This window comes from Alteromonas sp. WD8-37, assembly GCF_055326825.1.
Genome location: NZ_JBUZOV010000001.1, coordinates 634397 through 658254, shown reverse-complemented (window position 1 = coordinate 658254; position 23858 = coordinate 634397). Strand labels below are relative to the sequence as shown.

Genomic DNA, 23858 nt, shown 5'->3' with positions numbered 1-23858 from the left:
TTACAGCACAGAGCGCACAAACATCACGGCGATCACCACCGGACAGACAAAACGCACATACCAGGGCCAGATTTTCCAAAACATGCTGTTTTCAGCATCCGGATGGCCGGATTTTATTTCCTGCAAGATGTCATTGCGCCGCCATACCCAGCCGGCAAAAATGCATAACACCAGGCCAAGCAAGGGCTGGCTCCACTGGGTGGTCAACGAAATGACCAGGCCAAACAATGCATCAAAGTTTGTAATAATCACTGTGCTACACGCTAATATTATCCCTGTCATTATCCACACTGCGCGATTACGGGCAATGCCCTGGCTTTCCACCAGATAAGCAACCGGTACTTCCAGCATGGAAATGGATGAGGTCACCGCCGCAATCACCATCAGGGCAAAAAAAGCAAAGGCCACAAACAGGCCTACACTGCCAATGGAATCAAACAACGCAGGCAGCACGGTGAAGATCAGCTTGTCCCCTTCAATCAGCGCACCATTGGCAGCAAAAATTTCCACGCCATTGTTCAGTGCTACATACATCGAAGGAATGATCAGCATACCGGCGATAATCGCCACACCAATGTCTACCAGGGCCACCGAGGCGCCGATAGATGGCAGATTTTCGTCTTTACTGACATAAGAGCCATACACCAGCATAGTACCCACGCCCAGTGACATAGAGAAAAATGCCTGACCCATGGCGCTGATCAGAAGCTCTGGGTCCATGACCCGGCTAAAATCAGGAACCAGATAGGCACTCCAGCCTTCCACCGCACCAGGTTGAAAGCTGACATAAATAATCAACAGAACAATGATGATGACCAGCGTGGGCATCAGACGTACCGACCATTTTTCGATACCGGATTTCACCCCACCCAATACGATCAGGGAGGTCAGTACTAAAAAGACGGCACAGAAAAGAAAATTGCGTGGAACAGAAAAGTCCATTAGCCAGTCAGAGACCGCAGGAATGCCGACCATGGAGACCCCGGCATCGGCAAAATACGCCAGCATCCAGCCACCGACAATGGCATAAAAGGCTAAGATCAGCGATACAGTGACACAGCCCCAGATACCGGTGGCCCGGCCCCAGCGGCTGCCAGAGATCTTGCCCAGCGCATCCACCATGTTAGAGCGGTTAGCGCGACCAATGATGAGTTCGGCCATTAACACCGGATAGGCCAGTACAAAGGCCAGTAACAGATAGACTAAAACAAACGCCGCGCCGCCATTACTGGCAACCTGTGTCGGAAATCCCCAAATGTTCCCCAACCCAACGGCAGACCCCGCAGCAGCCAATATAAAGCCGATACGGGACGAGAATTCACCTCGCATTGCCATGATGATGTTCCTGTTTATTATTGTTGTGGTGTGCAAAAGCCATAAAAAAAGCTGGCCTGAGACCAGCCTTTTTTTGGCTCATTATTATTAGTTATGGTGTATCGCGTATTTACCTGTGTTTAGCATGTCATAGGTAATATTGGCAGCTTCATCCAGGAAAGGATCCAGCTCTTCCAGTTCTTCAGGTAAATCGTCCAGTGATCCCACCGGCTCTTTGCCCATACGCGCTAAGCGTTCATTAGCACGCTGCAACTCCTGATTTTCCTCATTGTCTTTTTCTGCCAGACGCTCTGATTTCACCAGCGATACATAATCGCGATCTTTTTTCTCTTTGTAATCGTCGATATCTTCGTAAATATATTCGAATTCCGGATTTTCCAAGATCCGCTTATTGTGCTTAGCGGTCAGTACATCCAACGCACTCTGGTCGTCGGCGAAGGTGGCATAATTGGCACGATCAATACTGTCCCACGGCAACGCGGTTTCTTCCTGGCTTTCGCCCCACTCGGCCGGTTCGATCGGCGAGGGGTATTGAATGTCCGGTACTACACCCTTGTGCTGGGTACTGCCGCCATCAATGCGGTAAAATTTTGCGATGGTGAACTGCACACTGCCCAACGGGTTTTCATACAGGTCGTAGATACGCCCTAAACCACGATGCTGCTGTACAGTGCCTTTACCAAAGGTTTGCTCACCGATGATCAACGCGCGGTTGTAATCCTGCATGGCTGCAGCAAAGATTTCTGATGCTGAGGCACTATAGCGGTCAACCAGCACGGTTAACGGGCCATCGTAGGTCACTTCGCCATCGGTGTCGCGATTGACACTGACTTTGCCTTCACCATAGCGAATTTGTACTACGGGGCCTTTTTCAATAAACAAACCGGTTAACAAGGTCGCTTCGGTCAAAGAGCCACCGCCGTTACCACGCAGGTCAACAATCACCCCTTTCACATTCTGCGCTTTTAGCTTATCCAGCTCTTTGCTGACATCGGCATGCAGATTGTTATAAAAGCTCGGGATGGTGATGATACCCAACTTTTCACCCTGATGCGGGCCGGTCTCAGGCTCATACACTTCTGATTGGGCTGCGCGGTCTTCCAGTTTGATTTTATCGCGGGTCAGGCTGACCACAGACATCGCCTTGCTTTCACTGGTGCCTTTTTGCACCTGTAAACGCACGGTGGAGCCTTTCGGGCCTTTGATGAGATCTACGACTTCATCCAGGCGCCAGCCTACGACATCGACAAATTCCTCGTCGTCCTGCGCCACCCCGATGATTTTATCTTCGGGTTTCAGAGCGTTGGATTTATCTGCCGGGCCACCGGGCACGATACTTTTGATCACCGTGAAATCTTCTTCACTTTGCAGCACCGCGCCAATCCCTTCAAAGGACAGGTTCATTTCCATCTGGAAACGGTCAGCATTGCGTGGTGAAAGATAGCTGGTGTGCGCTTCAATACTGCGGGCAAAGCTGTTCATCACGGTCTGAAAAACATCTTCGCTTTGAGTTTGCTTGATGCGCTTGATGGCGCGCTTGTAGCGCTTGGTCAAAAGCTCTTTGGCTTCTGGCCATTCTTTGCCGGCCAGGATCAGGTTTAACGCATCATACTTTACCCGCTGACGCCAAATCTCATTCAGCTCCTGCTTAGAAGTTGGCCAGCTAGCGTCTTCACGATCATAGTAAAATTTGTCGCCGTCCTGCTCAAAATCAAAAGGCTCTTCCAGCAGTGTCAGCGCATATTCATAGCGCTGCATCCGCCGCTCAGAAGCCAGATTAAAGATATCGTATGCCACTTTGAGGTTTCCGCGCGCCAGGGCTTCATCGAAGTCATCCTGATAGCGGTTAAAGTTGGTGATATCGGATTGCAGCAGGATCTGCTTGTTGCTGTCGAGCGCTTTTAAAAAGCGATTGAAGATTTGCTCGGACAGCGCATCATCCAACGCAATTTCCTTGTAGTGCGCGCGGGTAAATAACGCACTGACACGCTTTGCAGCCACACTATGCTGAGTTTCCTGCTGCAAAATAGGCAGTTCATCAACATCTGCGGTGGTGGTCACCGCGCCAGCGCCGACCCCCATGGTCAAAAACGCACTGGCAATGGAAATACGAAGGATATCTTTCATTTTACGACCTCTTGGAACCCGCCAAACGTAAAGCGTCCGAATTCACTTTTACAACCATACCGGTGTCTAGTTGAACATGGATGCCGTCTTTGGCAACTTCTGTAATAACGGCAGGCATGGGAGCCTTGCCCAACTTAACCGTAACTCTGGTCCCGGCCTGAAGATCTGCCTCAGACAGCTTTGCCGGGGGTGTCTTCATTGGTCTTCCAGATTTAGATTTAGTTCCCTTTTTCACATCATTAGTACGCTTGGGCGCACCGTCGGTGTTCTTAGTAGCGGGCCGGCGGGCCGGACGCTTATCGCCATCTTGCTGCTGACGCGCTTTACGCTTTTCAGCTGCTTTGGCCTTGCTTTCATCCAGTTGCTGGCGCGCATGGTCAGCATGCTCTTTTTCAATCTGCGCATCCTGGTTGCCGTCCAGGTCAACCCGGTAAGCCCCTTCTTTGATGCTGTGCAGATAACGCCAGCTATTGGTGTAATGCCGTAAGGTTGAGCGAAGCAGGGTTTTGCTGACCCGCTCATCATCTTCCAATTGGCTGGCCAGATCCTGAAAAATGCCGATTTTCAGAGGGCGGGCTTCGCCTTCGGTAGAAAAACAGTGTGGAAAACGCTCTGCAAGAAAGGCGATGACTTCTTTACTGTTAGAAAACTTTTCTGCTGATTCCATTAAATTTAACGCTAGTTAGTAAAATTCCGAATTATCCGCATCATCCCAAGTTGCCAGCGTGTGGTCAACCCAATCCAACAATTCATCATCCTCGATGTCTAATAAACTGCCATTTTGGTGCCATTGCTCCCAACTGTAGTGCAATAATCGTTCAAGCCGTTGAGTCTCAATGTCTTCATCAGCCCGGTCATAGACCGCGTGCAGAATGAAATTTAAACGCTCTGCCGCTTCATGTGGATCGGTGTGGTAGTCATCCATGTCGTCGGCGGTGGCCAGCACCACGTGAATATCTACATTATCTTTCATTGCTGAGTCTGCTCCAACACCCGGGCAATGCGTTCCAGGCCTTGCTGGTCATTCTCATCAAAGCGGGAAAATTGTGGGCTGTCGATATCCAGCACACCCAGCAGCTGGCCGTTTACCACCAGAGGGACCACGATTTCAGAATTGGAGGCAGCATCGCAAGCAATGTGACCGGCAAAGGCGTGAACATCGTCTACCAGCTGGGTTTCACGTGTTTCGGCCGCGGTGCCACACACACCTTTGCCCATGCCGATGCGGATACAGGCGGGTTGCCCCTGAAACGGGCCCAGCACCAGCTGATCCTCTTTATACAGATAAAAACCGGCCCAGTTGACCTGCTCCAGGTTATTAAAAATCAGGGCACTCAGGTTTGCCATGTTGGCAATCAGGTCGGGTTCGCCGCTGACCAGGGCTTCTGCCTGGGCAACCAGGCGATCATACATCGCTGTAGACAAAGTGGGTCTCCGCTTGTGTTAAGAATTAGTGTAGTGCAAATGTGACTTGCACGGTGGCATCGATTTGTTGCTGGCCGGGCATCGCTGCGTTCTCACTGGCCATGTGCAAACGGGCACTGGCCATGGGCTGAGGCATGCCCTGCGGCTGCTGGGTAATGTGCAAAACCTTACCCAGCTCGGCGTCGAGTTGCTCAACCAGCAACGTGGCGGTTGATTTGGCGTTGCTTACCGCATTTATCAAGGCCTGTTCATAGGCTTGCTGCTGATTTTGTGCAAACAGATGAAAACTGCCGATGCGCGTCACACCGCGCTTTAGCGCACCATCAATCAGTGTATCATAGCCGCCAATTTGGTTATGCGTAACCTGAATTTCCCTCGATAATACAAAGCCTTGATGTTCGCGGCCATTGGGCGTGTGTTCATACCAGGGATGTAGCTGTACCTGCATCGACTGGATATGTTTGGCTTCTACACCCTGTTCCTGTAAGAACGAAACTAGCTGCTCGGCATCGTGACTTATCTGCTGATTCAGTTTAGTCACTGTCTGGCCGCGCTGCTCTAAAATTAAGGTCAGGCTAAAGGCATCGGGTACCACCACCGCACTGCCACTGCCTTGCACCGAAATCGACGCCGGATTGGCGAATGTGGTGCCCGGTGCCGGGGTGGTTTGCGCCCAACTTACGCTGGTCAGTGCCAGGCCTGCACCCAGCAGGCCCGATATCAACAGGCGCTTAGCAGCCTGATAATGTTTACCGTGATACATGTGAACACCCTTTTCCCTGTACAGGGCCTTAGCCAAAAAACCAATAGCTTACGCCGATTGCAGCCATAATACCTGCTGCATCGGCAGCCAGGCAGCAGGTGACCGCATGTCTGGCGTGTTTTATCCCAACTGCCCCTAAGTATACTGCCAAAACATAGAAGGTGGTTTCGGTAGACCCTTGTAAAACCGCTGCCAGTCGCCCGGCAAAGGAATCAGCACCGTGATACTGCATGGTTTCTATCATCAGCGCCCGCGCGCCGCTACCTGATAAGGGTTTCATCAGTGCGGTGGGCATGGCATCCACAAAGCGGGCATCCGCGCCCAGCGCGGCGGCGGCCATGGCCAGCATATCCGCTGCATAATCCAACACGCCGCTGGCCCGCAACATCCCGATAGCAATCAACATCGCCAGCAGATACGGGATGAGCATCACAGCGACCTCAAAGCCTTTTTTGGCGCCGTCGATAAACAGCTCATAGGTATTGAGCCCGCGCCGGTACCCGCTGACAAGCACCAGTATCACAAAACATAGCAGTAAAAAATTGGCGACAAAGGCGGATTGGCTGGCCAGTTGATCGGCCGCCAGTGAAGCAAAATACACCACCGTGGCTGCTAGCAGCCCTATTAAGGCAGCCGCATACAACAGCACTACCCGTTCCAACAGGTTGATTTTCTGAATAAAGCAGGTCACCAACACCCCGGCCAGGGTGGAGGCGGTTGTGGCCAGTAAAATGGGAATAAATACATCAGTGGGCTGGGCAGCGCCCTGTTCAGCCCGGTATAAAAACACCGCGATGGGAAATAAGGTGACCGATGAGGTATTGAGCACCAAAAAGAAAATCTGGCTATTGGTCAGGGTATCGGGCCGGCTATTAAGTTGCTGCATATCCTGCATCGCTCGGATCCCAAAAGGTGTAGCGGCATTGTCCAGGCCCATGATATTAGCTGACAAGTTCATGGTAATACTGCCCAGCGCCGGGTGCCCCTGGGGCAAGCCTGGCATCAGGCGGCATAATAAGGGCGATAGCACCCGGGCAAAGCGTTGGATAAGCCCGGATTTTTCAGCGATTTCAAAGATACCCAACCAAAATGCCAGCACACCGATCAAGCCCAGCGCGATGTCGACACTCAGGGTGGCCATGCTGGTCACCGCGTCCATTACTTCTTTAAATGCGGCCTGGGTGCCGGTTACTGCCTGATAACAGGCGGCCAAAAACGCGGTAAGAATAAATGAGAGCCAAATCTTATGAATCATCGCCGGGTCTGTTATTGTTGTTTGCCCGCAGTCTACCAAACCTGAGGAAAATCGCAGTGATTTCGATGCAGTCTTTTTTGGTTGCATTTAGTATTGCAAGGTTTTAAGGTTGCTAAAAAGCTCGATACTCTTTGCCGGTAATCAGTATTAAAAAGGACAGCTTATGATTGGCGTATTAACAACGGACATTGTGGGGTCCACCAAGCTCAGTGCCACCGACCTGCGCCAGACACTCTCTTCTTTAGAGCAGCATTTAGCAGACTTGCAAAGCCGCCATAAACTGATTTATGCGCTCTATCGCGGCGACGAATTTCAGCTGGCTATCGACAATCCTCTGCAGGCGGCTGGGTTAATGCTGCAGCTTAAATTGTGGTTGGCCGGCGGTCATGCCACCCCGGCCCTGGCCTGCACCGCCAGTCTGGCCATAGGCCCGGGCCGCCTGGAAGGCTCCGACCCGGGCAAAGCCACAGGGCAGACCTATGTGGCTTCGGGGCGCGGTCTGGAAAGCACCAAACGCGGCCAGTTTGATATCCAGGTTCTGGGTATTAGCGATCCGGCGCTGCCCCTGTTATGCCAGCAATTAAGTTTTGTGTTAAACCGCTTAACCCGCAATCAGGCAGCGTTGTTGTACACCTATCTGAACGAAGAGTTCCCTACGCATCAGCAGTTGGCCAATCAACTGGAGACCTCGCGGCAAAATATCAGCGACCGGCTGCGGGCCTGTGGCGCAGAGCTACTGGAACCCTTTTTAGATTATATCGCACAGCGCGTTGAGCAGGCAGACGCATTATGACGTTATTGTTATTATTGTTAAGCGCCCATTTTATCGGCGACTTTTATCTGCAACCCGATCGCTGGATCAGCGACCGCCATGCCCGGGGCGTGCGCGCTGTCGCGCTGTATAAACACAGCGCTATTCATGGTGCCCTCGCCTGGTTAGCAATCAGCCTGGCCGGCTTCGACTGGCCCCAGGCGTTGGGTTGGGCGCTGTTTATCAGTATCAGCCATTGGTTAATTGACTGGACCAAAGCCGGCCATACCAGCATCACGGCCTTTGTGCTGGACCAGGCTGCCCATCTGGCCATCGTGGCGGTTGTAGTGATTTTGCTGCTGCCCGTCACCCAAAGCGATTGGCAGCTGGCGCTTACGTGGTTGCGATCAGATAAAGTGTTGCTGTATGTCCTGGGCTATCTGGTGGTGCTGCAACCAGCCAGTATCATGATTGCCCAGCTACTGGCCCGCCACACCGCAGTGTTGGCCAGTACCGACAGCCAAAGTCTGGGCGCTGCCGGGCGCTGGATTGGTTATGTGGAACGGGTGCTTGCACTATCGTTTATCCTGGTGGGCCAGTACACCGGCCTGGGCTTTTTGGTGGCCACCAAAACAGTATTCAGAGTTGGCGATTTGTCCAAGGCCAAAGATATGCGTCTGACTGAGTATATGATGCTAGGTACCCTGATCAGCTTTGCTATTGCCTTAACTGTCGGCTGGCTTATCCGAGCATTAGTGTAGGTTTTTTGACAAAGACTAAACACCACTGCACAGTCGCAAGTTAAGCATTACACGCAGCAACCTACTCTCCTACGAATACTAGGTCTGCAAACCCGGCGCGAAGCGCCAAAACGGCAGCGCTGCTGCCGGCTGTAAATATAACATTTTAGGGGCATGGCGACGTAATATAAGTGTTTAGGACAGTGTGCCGGCCAGCTAAATTGGTTAAAAAGCAAGCTAGCTTTGGATGATAAATCCGTGCTTTGTAATAAAAACAATCAGCCGGCACCAGGGCCAGTGCCGGCTGTAGAAGACTATCGGATAACTTTTTTCAGTGCTGCCAGACAGTGGTCGACATTGCGCGGTTTACAGGCATAGCCCATTAGGCCGATGCGCCAAACCTTACCGGCCAAATCGCCCAGCCCGGCGCCGATCTCCAGGTTAAATTCCTGCAGCAGGCGCTGACGCACCTGGGCATCATCGACACCGTCGGGTATGGTCACCACATTCAGTTGAGGCAGGCGGTAGGCCGCATCCACAGTAAACTGCATGCCCAGTGCTTCGACGCCCTCGCGCAGTTGATTGTGCAGCTGCTGGTGACGTTGCCAGCTGTGTTTCAGCCCTTCGTCATGCAATAAGCGTAATGCTTCGTGCAGGGCGTACAGGCTGTTTACCGGCGCAGTATGGTGATAGGCCCGCTTGCCGCCCTCGCCCCAGTAGCCCATTACCAGATTCATGTCTAAAAACCAGCTTTGTACTGGTGCAGTACGATTTTTAATCACCTCTACCGCACGGGGGCCAAAGGTGACCGGCGATAAGCCCGGTACACAGCTCAAGCATTTTTGTGAGCCTGAATAGGCCGCATCCACGCCCCACCCGTCTACATCTACCTCAATGCCGCCTAACGAGGTCACAGCATCCATGATGCTCAGGCAATCGAACTCCCGGGCCAGTTCACATAAGGCTTTGGCATCATTGCGCACACCGGTAGAGGTTTCGGCATGAACAAATGCTAATACCCGGGTGTCAGGGTTGTTACGCAGGGCATCGCGCACTTTATTTAAATCTGACTGCTGGCCCCAGGCATCTTCCACTACCACTGGGTTTGCCCCGCAACGGCGCACATTTTCTACCATGCGCTGGCCGAACACACCGTTAACACAAACCACTGCGGTATCACCGGGCTCGAGTAAGTTGGCAAAACAGGCTTCCATACCCGCCGAACCCGGTGCAGACACCGGCATGGTGAGTGGATTCGTGGTTTTGAACGCATATTGCAGTAAGGCTTTGATGTCGTCCATCAGATCGATAAACAGCGGATCGAGGTGGCCCAGTGTGGGGCGTGCCAGGGCGTTGAGCACTTGAGGGCTGACATCTGAAGGGCCCGGGCCCATCAGTGTGCGTTCTGGCGGTAAAAAGGTTGAATGCGTCATAAGCCGTCCTTTTTGGGCAAAACGGCATTGTTACAAGATATTCACACCAGCACAATCAGGCTATGACCAACATCACCAGGCTGAATAGTGGGTTTTTGCTAAGTGGTTGATCCAGTTTGTCATCGAAGCGTAACAATTCGCGTGTATAAATTGTGCACACTATGTGGATAATAATCGACCTGATTGCAGAGATCGGACCGGTGGCTAAAGTCGCCATTAATTAAACAGTTAGCTGATGAATTTTAACTTGTTGATAAAATGTCAAAAAAATTCATAAAAAATTGTTTATAAAGTATACAGTTTTGGTCTATTATTTAATTCCGCTGTGAACAATTGCATGAACTTCTCCCTTTGCAAAAGTTAGCGCACGGCTCAGCAATGAGCCATTCCCCTAGGCCCAGAACGAAAGTTCTGGGCATTTTTTATTCAGCGCTCAAATGTTACAGATAGGCTGACGGGTCCCGCGCGAGCTGCAGATTCTGCACAAAATGCCGGGCGTTTTTCACATAATGCTGGGCCGACGCCTGCAGTTTTTGTTCAATGCTGGCATCTAAGGTTTTAACTACTTTGCCGGGAGAGCCCAACACCATGGAGTAATCCGGGATCTCCATGTTTTCTGTAATCAGCGCATTGGCGCCAATCACACAATATTTGCCGATACGCGCACCATTTAAAATCACACTGTTAATGCCTATCAGGCTGTAATCACCGATGCTGCAGCCATGCAACATTACCTTGTGGCCCACGGTCACACCCCGGCCCAGGGTCATGGGAATGCCTTCATCCGTGTGCAGTACACTGCCATCCTGAATATTGGTCTGGGCGCCGATGCTGATGCGGTCACAATCACCGCGCACCACACTGTTAAACCAGATACTGACCTCTTCGGCCAGCTGCACATCGCCAATCACATGGGCACCGGGTGCTACATAGACCCCATCGGCCAGTTGTGGTTGTCGTTCGTCCAATTGGTAAATCATGATGCCTCCGTGGGCTTTTTGCGGATCATGCCTTCCTGCATGGTGGTGGCCACCAGCTCGCCAGCGCGGTTAAAAATCTGCCCTTTTACAATGCCGCGGCTGTTACCGGTAAACGGGCTGTCCATGGTGTACAGCACCCAGTCATTAAGCTCTACCGGACGGTGGAACCACATAGCATGATCGATTGTGGCCATACGCAGATTTTTATCCGACACCGCAATACCGTGAGGCTGCAACGCCGTGCTTAAAAAATGATAATCCGAGGCATAGGCCAGTGTGGCCTGGTGCAGGCCCAAATCATTATCCATGGGTTCACGCACCTTGAGCCATACCTGGCGCACTGGCTCGCGGGCCTGGGCTTTAAACGAGTTGGCAGCATCCACCGTGCGGATATCGATGGGCTTATGGTAGCTGAGCGCTTCCTGCATACTGGTGGACAAGCGCTCAAAGTTTTGCTCGTAAAAGGTGATATCTGAGTCCAGCGTGTCCGGGTCCGGCACATCCGGCATGGTGGCAAACTGGTGGCTCATGGTGTCTTCGACAGTTTGAAACGACGCGGTCATGTAAAAGATATTGCGCCCGTCCTGCACCGCCTTGACCCGGCGCGCCGAAAAGCTGCGGCCATCACGTACCACTTCCACATCGTAGACCACCGGTTTTTTAGCATCGCCGGGCAGCAAAAAATAGGTGTGAAAAGAGTGCACCACCCGGTCGGCTTCCACTGTACGGTAAGCCGCGGCCAGCGCCTGGCCCAGCACCTGGCCGCCAAATAATGCCCGAAATCCCAAATCCCAGCTTTGCCCGCGAAACAGGCCTTTTTCAATGGCTTCCAGTTCAAACAACGAGGACATTTTTACCTCTGACATGGTGTTACTACTCCTTTGGTAAGATGGCTTTTGGGTTTCGTGGGTAATAGCGCTCAGGCTGTTGGGCACGATGTTCAAAATATCGGGTGTCTTTGTACGGCAATTTCATAAAGCCTGAAATGCCCAGCCCCTGGATCTGGGGCACCGCCTCGACGATGTCGGCCAGCAGCTGGCCAAACACCTCGGCCTGGCTGTGATCCAGCAACATATAATAACTGTGAATTTTAAGATGCTGCGGTAGGGCCTCAAATATTATACAGCCGGTATGGTGGATTGTATTAAGCTGTTCTAATAAGTGCATCACTGAGGCGGGCAATTGCAACAGTTCGTCCGGATCATCACCGTCTTCAAAATACGAGTGGGTCCGGCTGGTGTCTTTTACTGCCGGGGTGCGTGAAAGTTCAAACGGGATCTCGCACCCCGGCGGCGGTGCAAAGGGCTGCTGCGGATCATCGCGTTCAATGTGCAGCGTGTCTTTGGCATTAAACATACAGCATTTGAATATCCCACTTCGGTGGATTGCCCGGGCCAGGGTAATCACATTATTGACCGACTGCTCGAAAGCTGCCTGGCGTGTTTCATCATACAGATTCAAACTGGAATCCACATACACCCCGTCTGGCTCCCAGCGAATCGCCATACCGCCGACCACCGGAAATTTGCCCAGCCGGCTAACCGCGGCGATAAAGCCTTTTTCGGTTTCGCCCATGCCCATCAGATAATTTTTGTAATAGCGCTCAAACTGCGCATCATTGACATATTTAAGCTGATTATCCGCCTCCGGGGCATGCTGGCGCAGATAGGATTTACGAGAGCTGTACACCACCGTTTCGATGGCTTTATCATGCTGGCTGACCCAGATGGGAATAAGCGGCGCTGCACGTGGCGGGGTATCATCACCAAACACCATATGATTGAGCACATGCAAATGCGCAAACAGATAGTCCGCGCCAGCATGCTGCTTTTTTTTATCATCGCTTAACATAGACGCCAGAATATGCGCCAGCATCTTGGGCAGGCCTAATGACTGAGGTGTGATCACTTTACGGCCAAACCGGCTGGACTGGCCGGACGCCAGCGCATAGATTGTACTGGCCAGGCCTTGGTCGTCAAAGCGCGGGCTGGACAGAGCCCCGTTTAACTGGTCTTCGCCAATAAAATACACATCCCCAAGCCGCGCATTGGTTTGCTGCATGTCCGAGGACATCAGATCCATCACGTTGCCGGCCACAAACTGGCCCTGCTCATCCAGCTGGGCAAATACCGACGAGCCCCAGTCAATCAACTGCACAGTTTCAGAGGCTGCATCCCACACCAGATTAGATGGTTTGATATCGCCATGGACGATAGGCCGTGGAATTTGCTGATGCCGGTTGGTGCGCAGTGCCTGAAGAATATGCGCCAGCTGCACGGTGATTTTCACAATCACCCGGGCCGGCATCGGCCCCTGTTCCAGGCTGACCTGTTCTAAATCCTGGCCCAGCGCCCGCTGCATCACCAGGATGGCCTGCTTGCCCACTTGCTGAAATGCGATTAATGGCGGCACCCGGGGATGGGCCACCTGCGACAGCATAAAGGCTTCGTCTTCTAACCGATCCTGCACATGCTGGGGCAAGGTGATACGCGAAAATTTAAACACATGCTGAGCATTGTCGGCAGTGCGCCCGGCAAACACAAACCCGAACGCGCCCTTGCCGATAAGCGCGATATCCCGGTAGCCTAACTGCGCCAGCTGTGCGGTACACAACGCTACCCAGTCTTTGAGCTTTTTCGCATCGGCGTGGCTGAGCAGATACACTGACTGCTCTTCGGGGATGTAAAAATGCTTTAGCGCGCCGGGCTGGTCCATGTAACTCAGGCTTCCTGCTTGAGCCAGCTTAGCATGAACCGGGCATCGCCTCCCAGTGCCTGGCAAACGGTCGCCATAGCTTCGCTTATCTGTGAATCCAGCTGCCAGGCAGGATTAATGATACACACGCCGGAGCCATACATACCGGCATCCGGGGTGTTGTCGCACACGGTTAGCTCGGCTCTAAAGCACTGCTTGCCCAGCTGTGAAATCTCGTCAAGCATCTGCTGGCAAGCCTGGGCTTTGCCTTTGGCCCGTTCGGATAACAATGGGTACCAGACCACTGTTTGCGCGTTGGCCCAGCGCCGGTACATCTGTTGTAAGGTGTTGGTCACTGCCTGGTATTCTTTGAGCTGTTCATATGGCGGGTCGATCAATACCGCGCCACGATTGGGCACGGGCGGGGTCAATGCCACCAGCCCTTCCAGGCCATCGCGATGATGCACATGCAGATTGGGATTGCGATGCAGTTTCATCACTTCCTGTAATGGGCCAACCTCACTGGGATGCAGTTCCATGCAATGCAAGCTGTCTGTCGCACGTAATGCCAGCGCGGTCAGTTGCGGTGAACCCGGATAAATATTCTGCTGCCATATGGGCTGGCTGTAGGCGAGATAATCGCCGAGCAAGCCGGTGGCTCGTTCTACCGAATTCAGTCCGGCCATACCGGTCTCATATTCTTTGTTTAACTGGGCTTGTTCGCTGGATAGCGGATATTGGCCAGCACCGGCGTGGGTGTCGAACACCACAAACGGTTTGGCTTTTTGCTTGAGGTGCTGCAGCACTCCCAGCCAGCTAAGATGTTTTAAAATGTCGGCATGGTTGCCGGCGTGAAAGGCGTGTCGATAGCTCAGCACACAAAAACCTGCAAAATAATAATGATGCCGGTAGTTTACCTGTGCCAGTTAAAAAATACCAAGGGTGCGGGCGCACCCCTGGTTGTTGGCTGTGGCCTTGCGCTTAGCGCAGGTGCATCAGCATGGTAGACGGATTGGTCAGATAGCTACACCACAGGTTGTTAAACTTCACCATGGTGGCCCCATCAATAATGCGATGATCGCCGGACCAGTTCACCTGCATCAGATGCTGGGCTTCCACCTCACCGGCATCATTAAAGCGCGGTAATTTTTGTGTTTTACCTAACGCCACGATGGCTGCCTCGGGTTTGTTAATCACCGGCGTGGCGGTCATGCCGCCCAGCGCTCCGATGTTGGAGATACTGATGGTACCGCCTTTAAGCTGGTCACCCGACAACTTACCCTCACGGGCTTTGTCGATGATGTCCTGCATCTGGCGGGCAATCTCCAGCAGGCTAAGATCCTGCACCCGTTTGATATTGGGCACCAGTAAGCCAATTTTTGAGTCCACTGCAAAGCCGATATTGTGATCATCAAAGTACGACAGCTCGGTGGCATCGTCGTTAAGCTGGCTGTTGATAATCGGAAACTCGTGCAGTGCCAGCGACAGTGCTTTGACAAAAAACGGCATAAAGCTGAGTTTGACATCTTTTTCAGCAAATACCGGCTTAAGCTGTTCGCGCAGTGCCATCAGCGCATCCATCTGCAACTCGTCGCTGACGGTAAAGTGCGGAATGGTATACACAGACGCACTCATCTGTTTGGCCATGGCAGCCCGGATCCCTTTAACCGGTTCGGTGCGCACACCCCCGGTGGCGGCTTTAACCGCTTCGGCGGTTTGTGCCTGTTGCGGAGCTGGCTGCGGCTGGTCCTTGCTATCCACAATTTGCAGCACATCCTGCTTTAAGATCCGGCCTTTTTTACCGCTGCCAGAGACCTGGGTCAGGTCAATATCTTGTTCGCGGGCTACCCGGCGTACAGCCGGGCTGGCCAGCACCCGGCCAGGTATTTCTACCGGTGGCTCAAACTCACCATCCGGCCATTTTTGCTCGGTGGTGGTGGCAGGTGATTTGGCGGCGCCTGATGTGGTGCTGTCAGTGTTTGACCGCTGGCCGCTATCCTGTGATTTTGCTGGTGAGGATGCAGGCGCATCACCCGCTTCGCCTTTCACATTTAAGGCAAACAGCGGTGCGTGCACCTTGGCAATGTCACCTTGCTGATAATACAGCTCATGCACGGTACCGGCATGCTTGGCAGGGATCTCCACCACAGCCTTGTCGGTCATCACCTCAACTACCGGTTGATCTTCTTCAATGGCATCGCCTTTGGCCACATGCCATTTTACGATTTCACATTCCACGATGCCTTCGCCGATATCCGGCAGAATAAAATCTTCAATCTGGCTGTTACCAGTATTGGTATCGTCGCCTTTGCTATCGTCATCGTTGTTGTCATCAGCTTTGACAGTATCGGCAGCTGGCCTGGCGTCATTGCTGGCGTCCTGTGACTGGCTGTCCGCCTCGCCATCATCGGCCACATCCATGGCAAACAAAGGCTCATGCACTTTGGCAATATCGCCCACCTTGTAATGCAGCTTTTTCACCACACCGGCGTGCATGGCCGGAATTTGCACCGTGGCTTTGTCGGTCATTACCTCGGCCACCGGCTGGTCTTCTTCGATGGTATCACCCTCAGCCACCAGCCATTCCAGCAACTCACATTCAACAATGCCTTCGCCGATGTCGGGTAAAATAAATTCGGTTGTCATTGCGCGGCCCTTAGTACTTCAATGTACGCTTGATGGCTTCGTAGGTTTTGTACTCATCCGGCATATATTCTTTTTCATGGGCCAGTGGGTACGGCGTGTCCAGCCCGCAAACCCGGGCAATCGGCGCTTCCAGATACAAAAAGCAACGGTCCTGAATGGTCGCAGCAATCTCACTGGCAAAGCCACCGGTCTGAGGCGCTTCGTGGTTGATAAGCAGACGGCCGGTTTTCATTACTGACTCGGCCACCCCTTGTGCATCCCACGGCAGGATAGAGCGCAAATCGATAATTTCACAGCTCACCCCATCTTCTGAAGCCATGTCGGCGGCTTTTTGCAGGATCTCTATCTGCGCGCCCCAGCCCAGCAAGGTAATATCGCTACCCTCCTGCACCACATCGGCTTTGCCCAGGGGCAATTCATAATCTTCTTCCGGCACATCACTGACCGAGGCGCGGTATAAGCGTTTAGGCTCTAAAAACAATACCGGATTATCATCGCGAATCGACGCCAGCAACAAGCCTTTAGCCTGATATGGGTTACGCGGCACCACAATTTTCAGGCCTGGGCAGTGGGCAAAATACGCTTCCGGTGACTGACTGTGGTACAGGCCACCGTGGATGCCACCACCGTAAGGGGTACGAATGGTCAGCGTGCCACAGGAGAACTGGCCGCCTGAGCGGTAGCGGAATTTCGCTGTCTCATTCACAATCTGGTCAAAGGCCGGAAAGATATAATCGCCAAACTGAATTTCGGCCACCGGCACTGAGCCCTGTGAGGCCAGACCGTTGGCAAAGCCAATGATGCCCTGTTCGGTCAACGGGGTATTAAAACAGCGGGCTTTACCAAATTTATCCTGCAGATTACTGGTGGCGCGGAATACCCCGCCAAAATGCCCTACATCTTCGCCGAACACCATCACGCGTTCGTCCTGTTCCATCACGGTCATCAGGGCACTGTTGATTGCTTGTAGCAGATTCATTTTCGCCATTACTTCACTCTCCCTGAGGTTTTCGGATAGGCTTCAGGATACTGGCGGATATGTTTTTTCAAATTATCCAGCTGTTCTTGCAGGTGCCAGGGCACCTCGCTGTACACATCATTGACGATGTCTTCGATAGGATTCACCGGCACTTTTTCGGCTGCTTTTAATTGCTTGAGCACTTCCTGACGGGTTTCATCAATCAGCTGTTTGTTGGCTTTTTCGTCGTACCAGCCTTTGCTTTGCAACCACTTGGCCATGCGGGCGATAGGATCTTTGGCACGCCACTGGTCTTCTTCATCGCGCGACCGGTAGCCAGTGGGATCATCAGAGGTACTGTGTGCAGCCAAACGGTAGGTCATGGCTTCAATCAGAACCGGGCAGCGTTCTTCTAAGGCAATCTCACGGGCACGTTGAGTCGCGGCGAACACTGCCAGCGGATCGTTACCGTCCACCCGGATTGTTTTCACGCCATAGCCTAACCCGCGCGAGGCAATACCGTCGCCGGCAAACTGCTCGGCAGCTGGGGTTGAGATGGCATAGCCATTATTACGACAGAAAAAGATCACCGGGCAATTAAGCACCGCGGCCATATTAAGGCCAGCATGAAAATCACCTTCGGAGGCCGCACCTTCACCAAAATAACAAATGGTGATGGCCTCTTTGCCGGCCATCTTCTGGCCATAGGCAAAACCGGCTGCCTGGGGAATTTGGGTGCCCAGCGGTGATGAGATGGTCATAAAGTTCAGCGGTTTGTCACCATAGTGGATCGGCATCTGCCGGCCTTTATTGGGATCTTCCTGGTTGCTGAACATCTGGTTCATAAACTGCGCGGTGGTGTAGCCGCGATAGGCCAACGCGCCCTGCTCGCGGTATTGCGACATGATCATATCATCCGGGGACAATGCTGCTGCACTGCCTACCGCCGCGGCTTCTTCGCCGGTGGAGGCCAGATAAAAACTGATCCGGCCCTGGCGCTGCGCAGCAATCATACGATCATCCAACACCCGGATATATTCCATGGTGTCATAAATCTTGCGCGCTACGTCTTCGCTCAGTTCGGGTTCCCGGGCTTCGTCGTGCAGGGTGCCGTCAGGCTTGAGGATTTGGAGCATAGGTATATCAATCAGGCCATTTTCAATAATATGCACCTGATGAGTGGTCTTAACCTGTGCCAGATGATTTCTGTCTTGCACTATGGATTCCCTCTTATTCTTGTGAAGGTAAAAAATTGCTTTTTTCAATTGCTGTCTATGCTAATTCAAGTGAGGCCGAATGACCTTGCTATTTCAGGTATGAATGGGCGGTTAAAAACACAGATATCCTCATAACCTTATTAGAATTAGGATTGGCATCCTACAAAATTAACGTATCGTTAAACAATTGCCACATAATTTAACATACAACGTATGCAGCTTGGCTAGCGAAATAAATGCTATTGATTGATGGCGCTTTTTTCATCTTGTTAGATCTGCGAACCTGCTATGATGTGTTCGAGGATGCCACACGCAATACGGAGTAACGCCTTGAAAGTTTGTTTTTTACTATGTCTGGCCTTGGGAATGACGACGGCATCGCTGGCGGACTCTGACACCTACACCCCTGTGGCACCCCTGCATCACAATAAGACCGCACTGACTAATCACTATACCGGTCAGCCGCTGCCTGAGCCGGCTGAACGCAATGTGTATCTGATGCGCTTTGATGCGCCTTCCGCAGTGGCTCGTCATTTAACACAACCGGTTCGTGGCACCGATTCCGTCGGTCGCAACCGGCCCAAGCGCCTGCAGCTGGAACGCGATGACCTGCAGGCCTATGTGGATACCTTAGCGCATCAGCACCAGCAACACCTTGCGGCGCTGAAAGCCAAAGTGGGCGCATTTACTGTGTTGACCCACTACCACTACGCCTTGAATGGCGTCGCCATTCAGGCCAGTCCTGAGCAGGCCACACAGCTACGGGGCCTACAGGGTGTGCGCTCGGTAGAAGCGGATCAAAAACGCACGCTGAATACCGATACCGGGCCGGTGTTAATCGGCGCGCCAGCCATCTGGCAAGGCCAGGCCACCAGTAATGCCGGCACTCTGGGTGAAGGGCTGACCATTGCGGTACTAGATACCGGTATCAATACCGACCACCCGTCTTTTGCCGACATCGGTGGCGATGGCTATAACCACAGCAATCCACTGGGCGCTGGCAATTATTTAGGTGATTGCGCCAGCGGCTTTGCCAGCCTGTGTAACGACAAATTGATTGGCGTGGTCAGTTATCCGGAGATCACCCAGGCCTACAGCGATAATGAGGTCTTTACCCCCCCCCTACCGGCCAATGGTGAAGATTACAATGGCCATGGCACCCATGTGGCCGCCACCGCGGCTGGCAATGTGCTGTTTGATGTAAAAGAAGTGTTGCCCGACAGTGGCACCAATCAAAGCGACGGCATTGAGTCGGGCTTTGTCTATGAACGTATTTCAGGGGTGGCACCGCATGCCAACCTGGTCTCATATCAGGTGTGCCTGCCAGGTGAGACTGACGACACCTACAATGGCTGTTACGACTCGGTGATTGCCCGGGCCATCGATGATGCTATTGCTTCAGGAGTGGTGGATGTGATCAACTTTTCAGTATCCGGCGGTGGCGACCCCTGGAGTGGCGCGGTGAATGAAGCCTGGCTGGCCGCTCACAACGCCGGCATTTTTACCGTGCATTCTGCCAGTAACTCAGGCCCGGATAATTTTACCACTGACAAACAAGCCCCCTGGATCACTGTTGTTGGCGCGACTACTCACGGTCGCCTGGTGGATTATGAAAAACAATTGCAGGATTTTAGTGGCGGTACCTTTGTCCCGGCGCCGATGACTGGCTCGAGCAATACCGGCGCTATCAGCGCCCCGGTGATTTATGCCGGCGATGTGGTCAACCCCAATGCGCCAGGCACCGATCCCGCCCAGTGCATGGAGCCATTTCCGGCGGGCACCTTTGATGGCCAGATTGTGGTGTGTGACCGCGGTGACATCCCGCGTATCGATAAAGCACGCCATGTGGCAGAAGGTGGGGCCGGCGGATTTGTGCTGGCCAATGTGGAAGGTGGCGCGGATAATCTGGCCAACGACACCTATGTGATCCCTGGTATTCACCTGGATGCGGCTGATAGTGCCACCTTGCGCAGCTGGCTGGCGTCAGGCAGCAATCACCGCGCCACCATTACCGCCGCCGATGGCGGTATCACCATTGATGACAGCGCGGCAGACATTGTGGCGGAGTTTTCTTCACGCGGCCCCAATGCAACTGTATCCACGTTGACCCCGCACCTGACCGCGCCCGGCGTGGATATTTATGCGGCGTTTTCCGATGAACATTATGGCCATGATAACAGCGGCCCGGCGCCGGCAGATTATGCCTATCTGTCGGGCACCTCTATGGCCAGCCCCCACGTGGCTGGTGCCGCAGCGCTGGTTAAAGCTGTGCGTCCTGACTGGAGTGTGGATGAGATACGCTCGGCATTGATGATGACAGCCGCCACAGATGTCACCACGGGTAACTCTGGTACGCCGGCCGACTGGTTTGACATGGGCGCTGGCCGGGTCCAAGTGGGTGATGCGGTAGCCAGTGGCCTGGTGATGGATGAAACCTATGCCCGCTATGTTGCCGCCAACCCGGCCACCGGCGGTGAACCACGCGCATTGAATACGCCTGCGGTGGTAGATACCGAATGTTTTAGCCAGTGCACCTGGCAGCGCACTGTCACCGCCACTCAGGCCGGCACCTGGACGGTGAGCCCTATTAGCCAGACCACAGGTTTTGCTGTAACGGTCTCGCCCCTATCCTTTACTCTGGCCGAAGGTGAAAGCCAGACCCTGACTATCACTCTGGCAACCGATGGCTTAAGCAATGACGAATGGGGCTTTGGCCGAATCAATCTGACCAGCAGCCAAAGCCCGGCGTTGCATATACCGGTGGTGGCATTTGCCAGTAACGGTACCATTCCGACCTCTCTGGACATCGAAGCTCATCGCGATTTTGACAGCCTGTTAGTGGAAGATATTTTTACCCAGCAAGCCGATGCGCTCAGTGCCCGTTCCTACGGCTTCACGCCAGCCATTTTGCGTCGTCAGTCTTTGCCAGAAGATCCCACCAACAGCGAGCTGTTAGACGGCGGGGATGGCGTAGCACTTATCCCACTGACAGTAACCGAACAAACCATTCGTCTGGTGGCAGAAGTGACCGACTCCAGCGCCAACGATATCGATTTGTTTGTCATCTTTGATGAAAACGAAGACGGTACCCCGCAGGATGACGAAATCATTGCCACCAGCACATCATTCAGTGTGCAGGAATACATTAGCCTACGCCGGCCGACGGCTGGGAATTACTGGGTGGCGGTACAAAACTGGGCGGGTTCCGGCGCACAAAACGACGATGTGAGTCTGTATACCGGTGTGCTTGATGCAGTACCGAATGCCAACCTGGATGTGATGGTGCCGGCCAGTGTGGCAGAGCGGGAAGAATTTGACCTGACGGTGCTGTGGGCATTACCGGATGCGCAGCCTGGCGATCGCTATTATGGCGCGTTTGCGTTGGGCAACGGCCCCGGTCAGGATGATATCAGCCTGACCACGGTGGATTTGCGCCGGGCTGATGATGATGTATTTGTTAGCTCACCGACCCCGGGGCGGGTACAGGGCGGCGATACCGCCACCTTCTCCGTGAATGTGATCACCAATGACACCAATCGCGACCGCGAATACAACATCGAAGCCGTGCTACCGGACACCCTGACCCTGCTACCTGACTCGGTCACACCGGCAGCCACGGTCAGCGGTAAACAGCTCAGTTGGACCGTGGTGCAACCGGCGGTGCAGCGGCCGGAAACCCGCTTTGCCTTAAGCTCGGCTGCCCTGGACCAGCAATGTGCGACCGCTGCTGCCAGCCTGCCGGATGCAGATACACTTGCCGCCGGCCACCCACTGACTAACTATGCCACCTATGGGGTAAATGTGCGCTATGGTGAGCAGACGGTGTCGCATCTTACTGTGGCCCGCAACGGCTTTGTTACCCTGGCCGGTGAGCTTAGCCCGGTACATCTGGACCCTGCGGCCTTGCACACCGAGCAGCTGCCCAATGCGGTGATTGCCCCCTACTGGCAAACACCCGACCAGGCCACCGCCCACTTCGCCCAGGTGCAAAAGGACAAGCATGACAACGTGTTAATTGACTGGCAGGGTCAAAATGGCGCGCCGCTGACCCGCTTGTGGCTGGCTGCGTCCCCGCAAGCCGGTGAAGTGGCGATGATTATGGCCTATCCGGAGCTGTCCGGCCAGCCGGCCAGTATGGGCATTGAATCGATGCAGGGCACCGCGCGCCAACATACCCCATCAGAAGCATTACAAAGTGGCGATATCTGGTGTTATTACCCGCTGGGTAACAGTACACCTGCAGCTAGCTTGCAGATGGCGGATGCGCAAACAGCGAGCCCACAGATCGTGGCGGATCTGCGTTTTTCTGCGCGGGTAGCCGACACCGCCCCGCCCGGACCGTTTGAGTTACAGGTCATCTCCACCGTGCCCAATATTCCCGGTACCCAGCCTGAACAAGCCGCGTTGTATACTGGCTTACAGGTGGACGCTGCGCCGGTAGCCAATATTGTGGCCGACCAAATCACCATCAGCAGTGGCCAGCAACGCAGTATTGCGGTGCAGGCCAGTGATGCTAATGGCGATAACCTACAGTATGCGTGGACAGTGAGCCCGGCCGGCACAGGTTTGCTAAGTAACAGCACCAGTCAGGAAGTGTTGTTTTTGGCGCCCACCGTGACTGCGCGAACCAGCTATACCCTGACCGTCACCGTCACCGACAGTTTTGGCCGGCAGGCCAGTGACAGTGTCACAGTGGTGGTCACCCCGCCGGTAGTCACCACGTCGCCCGGTTCCGGTGGCTCAGGGGGTGTTGCAGGCTGGCTGTTACTGGCCTGGCCGCTGGCCTGGTGGCGCTGGCGTACCCGCCGTCAACTAGCAGGGATTAATCCGGGGCAAGGCTAAAGGCCGGGCCCACCGGCTGGTAGGTGGAGGGCTTATCGATGGGGGTGGCCTCAAGCTGATGACGTATGGCCGGGGCCAGCAGATATTCCAGCGATTCCGGGGTTTGCTGCGGATCCAGCCAGGTTTGCAGACTACCGTCGTGCAGGCTCAGCATCAGTGGGCTGGCTTTGGTATGCACATTGGCCAGTGCCTGATGCGGCGGCAGGGTCACCACTGAACATGACATTTCAGAATGGTGAGCGCCCTGCTCGTCGGTATACTGCCAGGTGCGGTACAAGCCGCCCATCGCCATCGCTTCATCATTGGCGCAGGTCATATCGTGATAAATCTTTTGGCCGTCCTTAGCCAGCGTTTCACCAAAGCCGGTGGCCGGGATCACACAACGCTGCTGGCGAAATCCGTGATAGCCGGCACTGCGCGGGGTGTTAAGCTTATCGTAACGGGTATTAAACGAGGTGTATTTAGACGGTTTAAAGCCACTAGGGCTGTCAACATGCTTGTCCAGCAGCAGCCACCAGATAGCATTATTCATCACGGTTTTGTCATCCTGTCGATACACTATTGACACCCGCTCTGTGGCCCGGATAAAGCGGCTGTAACGCATGCCCTGCGCTGGCCACAGGTCAATACCCAGCTGGTCGCACAGCGAACGCAAGCCCGGGCTATCGGTGACATTCAATCTGCCGCACATG

19 protein-coding genes are annotated in these 23858 nt (G+C 53.7%); 3 read left to right on the top strand and 16 right to left on the bottom strand.

The features are described from left to right. The 7 genes from ACTUJZ_RS02955 to ACTUJZ_RS02925 all read right to left on the bottom strand — a co-directional run bounded on the left by ACTUJZ_RS02955 (position 1) and on the right by ACTUJZ_RS02925 (position 6905). Entirely contained in the window at positions 1-1335 is a 1335-nt protein-coding gene (locus ACTUJZ_RS02955; RefSeq protein WP_463634768.1) for a sodium-dependent transporter, read from the bottom strand. An 87-nt stretch (positions 1336-1422) separates the two neighbouring features. Further along, entirely contained in the window at positions 1423-3462 is a 2040-nt protein-coding gene (gene prc, locus ACTUJZ_RS02950) for a carboxy terminal-processing peptidase (RefSeq protein ID WP_463634767.1), read from the bottom strand. Position 3463: 1 nt separating this feature from the next. Continuing rightward, on the bottom strand, positions 3464-4129 hold the full coding sequence (proQ, locus tag ACTUJZ_RS02945) for an RNA chaperone ProQ (protein WP_463634766.1): 666 nt from the start codon (positions 4127-4129) through the stop codon (positions 3464-3466). Positions 4130-4144: 15 nt separating this feature from the next. Continuing rightward, positions 4145-4435, bottom strand: a complete 291-nt coding sequence (locus ACTUJZ_RS02940) for a hypothetical protein (RefSeq protein WP_463634765.1) — start codon at positions 4433-4435, stop codon at positions 4145-4147. After that, on the bottom strand, positions 4432-4875 hold the full coding sequence (locus ACTUJZ_RS02935; protein WP_463635232.1) for a GAF domain-containing protein: 444 nt from the start codon (positions 4873-4875) through the stop codon (positions 4432-4434). Before ACTUJZ_RS02935 ends, ACTUJZ_RS02940 begins: the two co-directional genes overlap by 4 nt. Before the next feature lie 37 nt (positions 4876-4912). Further along, the gene (locus tag ACTUJZ_RS02930; RefSeq protein WP_463634764.1) at positions 4913-5650 is read right to left on the bottom strand and encodes an SIMPL domain-containing protein; all 738 of its coding nucleotides are present in this window, start codon (positions 5648-5650) and stop codon (positions 4913-4915) included. A 28-nt stretch (positions 5651-5678) separates the two neighbouring features. Beyond that, the gene (locus tag ACTUJZ_RS02925) at positions 5679-6905 is read right to left on the bottom strand and encodes a nucleoside recognition domain-containing protein (RefSeq protein WP_463634763.1); all 1227 of its coding nucleotides are present in this window, start codon (positions 6903-6905) and stop codon (positions 5679-5681) included. A gap of 163 nt (positions 6906-7068) precedes the next feature. Here ACTUJZ_RS02925 and ACTUJZ_RS02920 point away from each other — a divergent pair, with 163 nt between their 5' ends. Both ACTUJZ_RS02920 and ACTUJZ_RS02915 read left to right on the top strand, forming a co-directional pair. Continuing rightward, entirely contained in the window at positions 7069-7698 is a 630-nt protein-coding gene (locus ACTUJZ_RS02920) for a nucleotidyl cyclase domain-containing protein (protein ID WP_463634762.1), read from the top strand. Continuing rightward, positions 7695-8417, top strand: a complete 723-nt coding sequence (locus ACTUJZ_RS02915; protein ID WP_463634761.1) for a DUF3307 domain-containing protein — start codon at positions 7695-7697, stop codon at positions 8415-8417. The genes ACTUJZ_RS02920 and ACTUJZ_RS02915 overlap by 4 nt, the downstream gene beginning before the upstream one ends. Before the next feature lie 293 nt (positions 8418-8710). On the opposite strand, the gene ACTUJZ_RS02910 is transcribed toward ACTUJZ_RS02915, so the two are convergent. The 8 genes from ACTUJZ_RS02910 to ACTUJZ_RS02875 form a co-directional block, all read right to left on the bottom strand. Then, the gene (locus ACTUJZ_RS02910) at positions 8711-9829 is read right to left on the bottom strand and encodes a pyridoxal-phosphate-dependent aminotransferase family protein (protein ID WP_463634760.1); all 1119 of its coding nucleotides are present in this window, start codon (positions 9827-9829) and stop codon (positions 8711-8713) included. A 440-nt stretch (positions 9830-10269) separates the two neighbouring features. Beyond that, positions 10270-10809 carry a gamma carbonic anhydrase family protein gene (locus ACTUJZ_RS02905; protein ID WP_463634759.1) on the bottom strand — a complete coding sequence of 180 codons (540 nt, stop codon included), beginning with the start codon at positions 10807-10809 and terminating at the stop codon, positions 10270-10272. Then, on the bottom strand, positions 10806-11675 hold the full coding sequence (gene tesB, locus ACTUJZ_RS02900) for an acyl-CoA thioesterase II (RefSeq protein WP_463634758.1): 870 nt from the start codon (positions 11673-11675) through the stop codon (positions 10806-10808). The genes ACTUJZ_RS02905 and tesB overlap by 4 nt, the downstream gene beginning before the upstream one ends. 7 nt (positions 11676-11682) lie before the next feature. Next, complete coding sequence (locus ACTUJZ_RS02895) at positions 11683-13524, bottom strand: protein kinase domain-containing protein (RefSeq protein ID WP_463634757.1); 1842 nt, start codon at positions 13522-13524, stop codon at positions 11683-11685. A 5-nt stretch (positions 13525-13529) separates the two neighbouring features. Further along, a complete protein-coding gene (locus tag ACTUJZ_RS02890; RefSeq protein ID WP_463634756.1) occupies positions 13530-14381 on the bottom strand; it encodes a 23S rRNA (adenine(2030)-N(6))-methyltransferase RlmJ in 852 nt (283 codons plus the stop codon). Between the two features lie 103 nt (positions 14382-14484). Beyond that, positions 14485-16149, bottom strand: coding sequence for a dihydrolipoyllysine-residue acetyltransferase (locus tag ACTUJZ_RS02885; protein ID WP_463634755.1), 1665 nt, complete (start codon positions 16147-16149; stop codon positions 14485-14487). Positions 16150-16159: 10 nt separating this feature from the next. Further along, a complete protein-coding gene (locus tag ACTUJZ_RS02880) occupies positions 16160-17137 on the bottom strand; it encodes a transketolase C-terminal domain-containing protein (protein WP_463634754.1) in 978 nt (325 codons plus the stop codon). Next, positions 17137-18324, bottom strand: coding sequence for a thiamine pyrophosphate-dependent dehydrogenase E1 component subunit alpha (locus ACTUJZ_RS02875; RefSeq protein ID WP_463634753.1), 1188 nt, complete (start codon positions 18322-18324; stop codon positions 17137-17139). The genes ACTUJZ_RS02880 and ACTUJZ_RS02875 overlap by 1 nt, the downstream gene beginning before the upstream one ends. Positions 18325-18690: 366 nt before the next feature. On the opposite strand from ACTUJZ_RS02875, the gene ACTUJZ_RS02870 reads away from it, so the two are divergent. Continuing rightward, complete coding sequence (locus tag ACTUJZ_RS02870) at positions 18691-23166, top strand: S8 family serine peptidase (protein WP_463634752.1); 4476 nt, start codon at positions 18691-18693, stop codon at positions 23164-23166. Here ACTUJZ_RS02870 and ACTUJZ_RS02865 read toward each other — a convergent pair. Next, on the bottom strand, positions 23147-23857 hold the full coding sequence (locus tag ACTUJZ_RS02865) for an SOS response-associated peptidase family protein (protein ID WP_463634751.1): 711 nt from the start codon (positions 23855-23857) through the stop codon (positions 23147-23149). The genes ACTUJZ_RS02870 and ACTUJZ_RS02865 overlap by 20 nt on opposite strands. Between the last annotated feature and the right edge of the window lies 1 nt (position 23858).

Coding starts and splice junctions, on each gene's coding strand:
- ACTUJZ_RS02955 (WP_463634768.1), bottom strand. CDS start 1,335: ATGGCAATGCGAGGTGAATTCTCGTCCCGTATCGGCTTTATATTGGCT.
- prc (WP_463634767.1), bottom strand. CDS start 3,462: ATGAAAGATATCCTTCGTATTTCCATTGCCAGTGCGTTTTTGACCATG.
- proQ (WP_463634766.1), bottom strand. CDS start 4,129: ATGGAATCAGCAGAAAAGTTTTCTAACAGTAAAGAAGTCATCGCCTTT.
- ACTUJZ_RS02940 (WP_463634765.1), bottom strand. CDS start 4,435: ATGAAAGATAATGTAGATATTCACGTGGTGCTGGCCACCGCCGACGAC.
- ACTUJZ_RS02935 (WP_463635232.1), bottom strand. CDS start 4,875: ATGTATGATCGCCTGGTTGCCCAGGCAGAAGCCCTGGTCAGCGGCGAA.
- ACTUJZ_RS02930 (WP_463634764.1), bottom strand. CDS start 5,650: ATGTATCACGGTAAACATTATCAGGCTGCTAAGCGCCTGTTGATATCG.
- ACTUJZ_RS02925 (WP_463634763.1), bottom strand. CDS start 6,905: ATGATTCATAAGATTTGGCTCTCATTTATTCTTACCGCGTTTTTGGCC.
- ACTUJZ_RS02920 (WP_463634762.1), top strand. CDS start 7,069: ATGATTGGCGTATTAACAACGGACATTGTGGGGTCCACCAAGCTCAGT.
- ACTUJZ_RS02915 (WP_463634761.1), top strand. CDS start 7,695: ATGACGTTATTGTTATTATTGTTAAGCGCCCATTTTATCGGCGACTTT.
- ACTUJZ_RS02910 (WP_463634760.1), bottom strand. CDS start 9,829: ATGACGCATTCAACCTTTTTACCGCCAGAACGCACACTGATGGGCCCG.
- ACTUJZ_RS02905 (WP_463634759.1), bottom strand. CDS start 10,809: ATGATTTACCAATTGGACGAACGACAACCACAACTGGCCGATGGGGTC.
- tesB (WP_463634758.1), bottom strand. CDS start 11,675: ATGTCAGAGGTAAAAATGTCCTCGTTGTTTGAACTGGAAGCCATTGAA.
- ACTUJZ_RS02895 (WP_463634757.1), bottom strand. CDS start 13,524: ATGGACCAGCCCGGCGCGCTAAAGCATTTTTACATCCCCGAAGAGCAG.
- ACTUJZ_RS02885 (WP_463634755.1), bottom strand. CDS start 16,149: ATGACAACCGAATTTATTTTACCCGACATCGGCGAAGGCATTGTTGAA.
- ACTUJZ_RS02880 (WP_463634754.1), bottom strand. CDS start 17,137: ATGGCGAAAATGAATCTGCTACAAGCAATCAACAGTGCCCTGATGACC.
- ACTUJZ_RS02870 (WP_463634752.1), top strand. CDS start 18,691: ATGACGACGGCATCGCTGGCGGACTCTGACACCTACACCCCTGTGGCA.
- ACTUJZ_RS02865 (WP_463634751.1), bottom strand. CDS start 23,857: ATGTGCGGCAGATTGAATGTCACCGATAGCCCGGGCTTGCGTTCGCTG.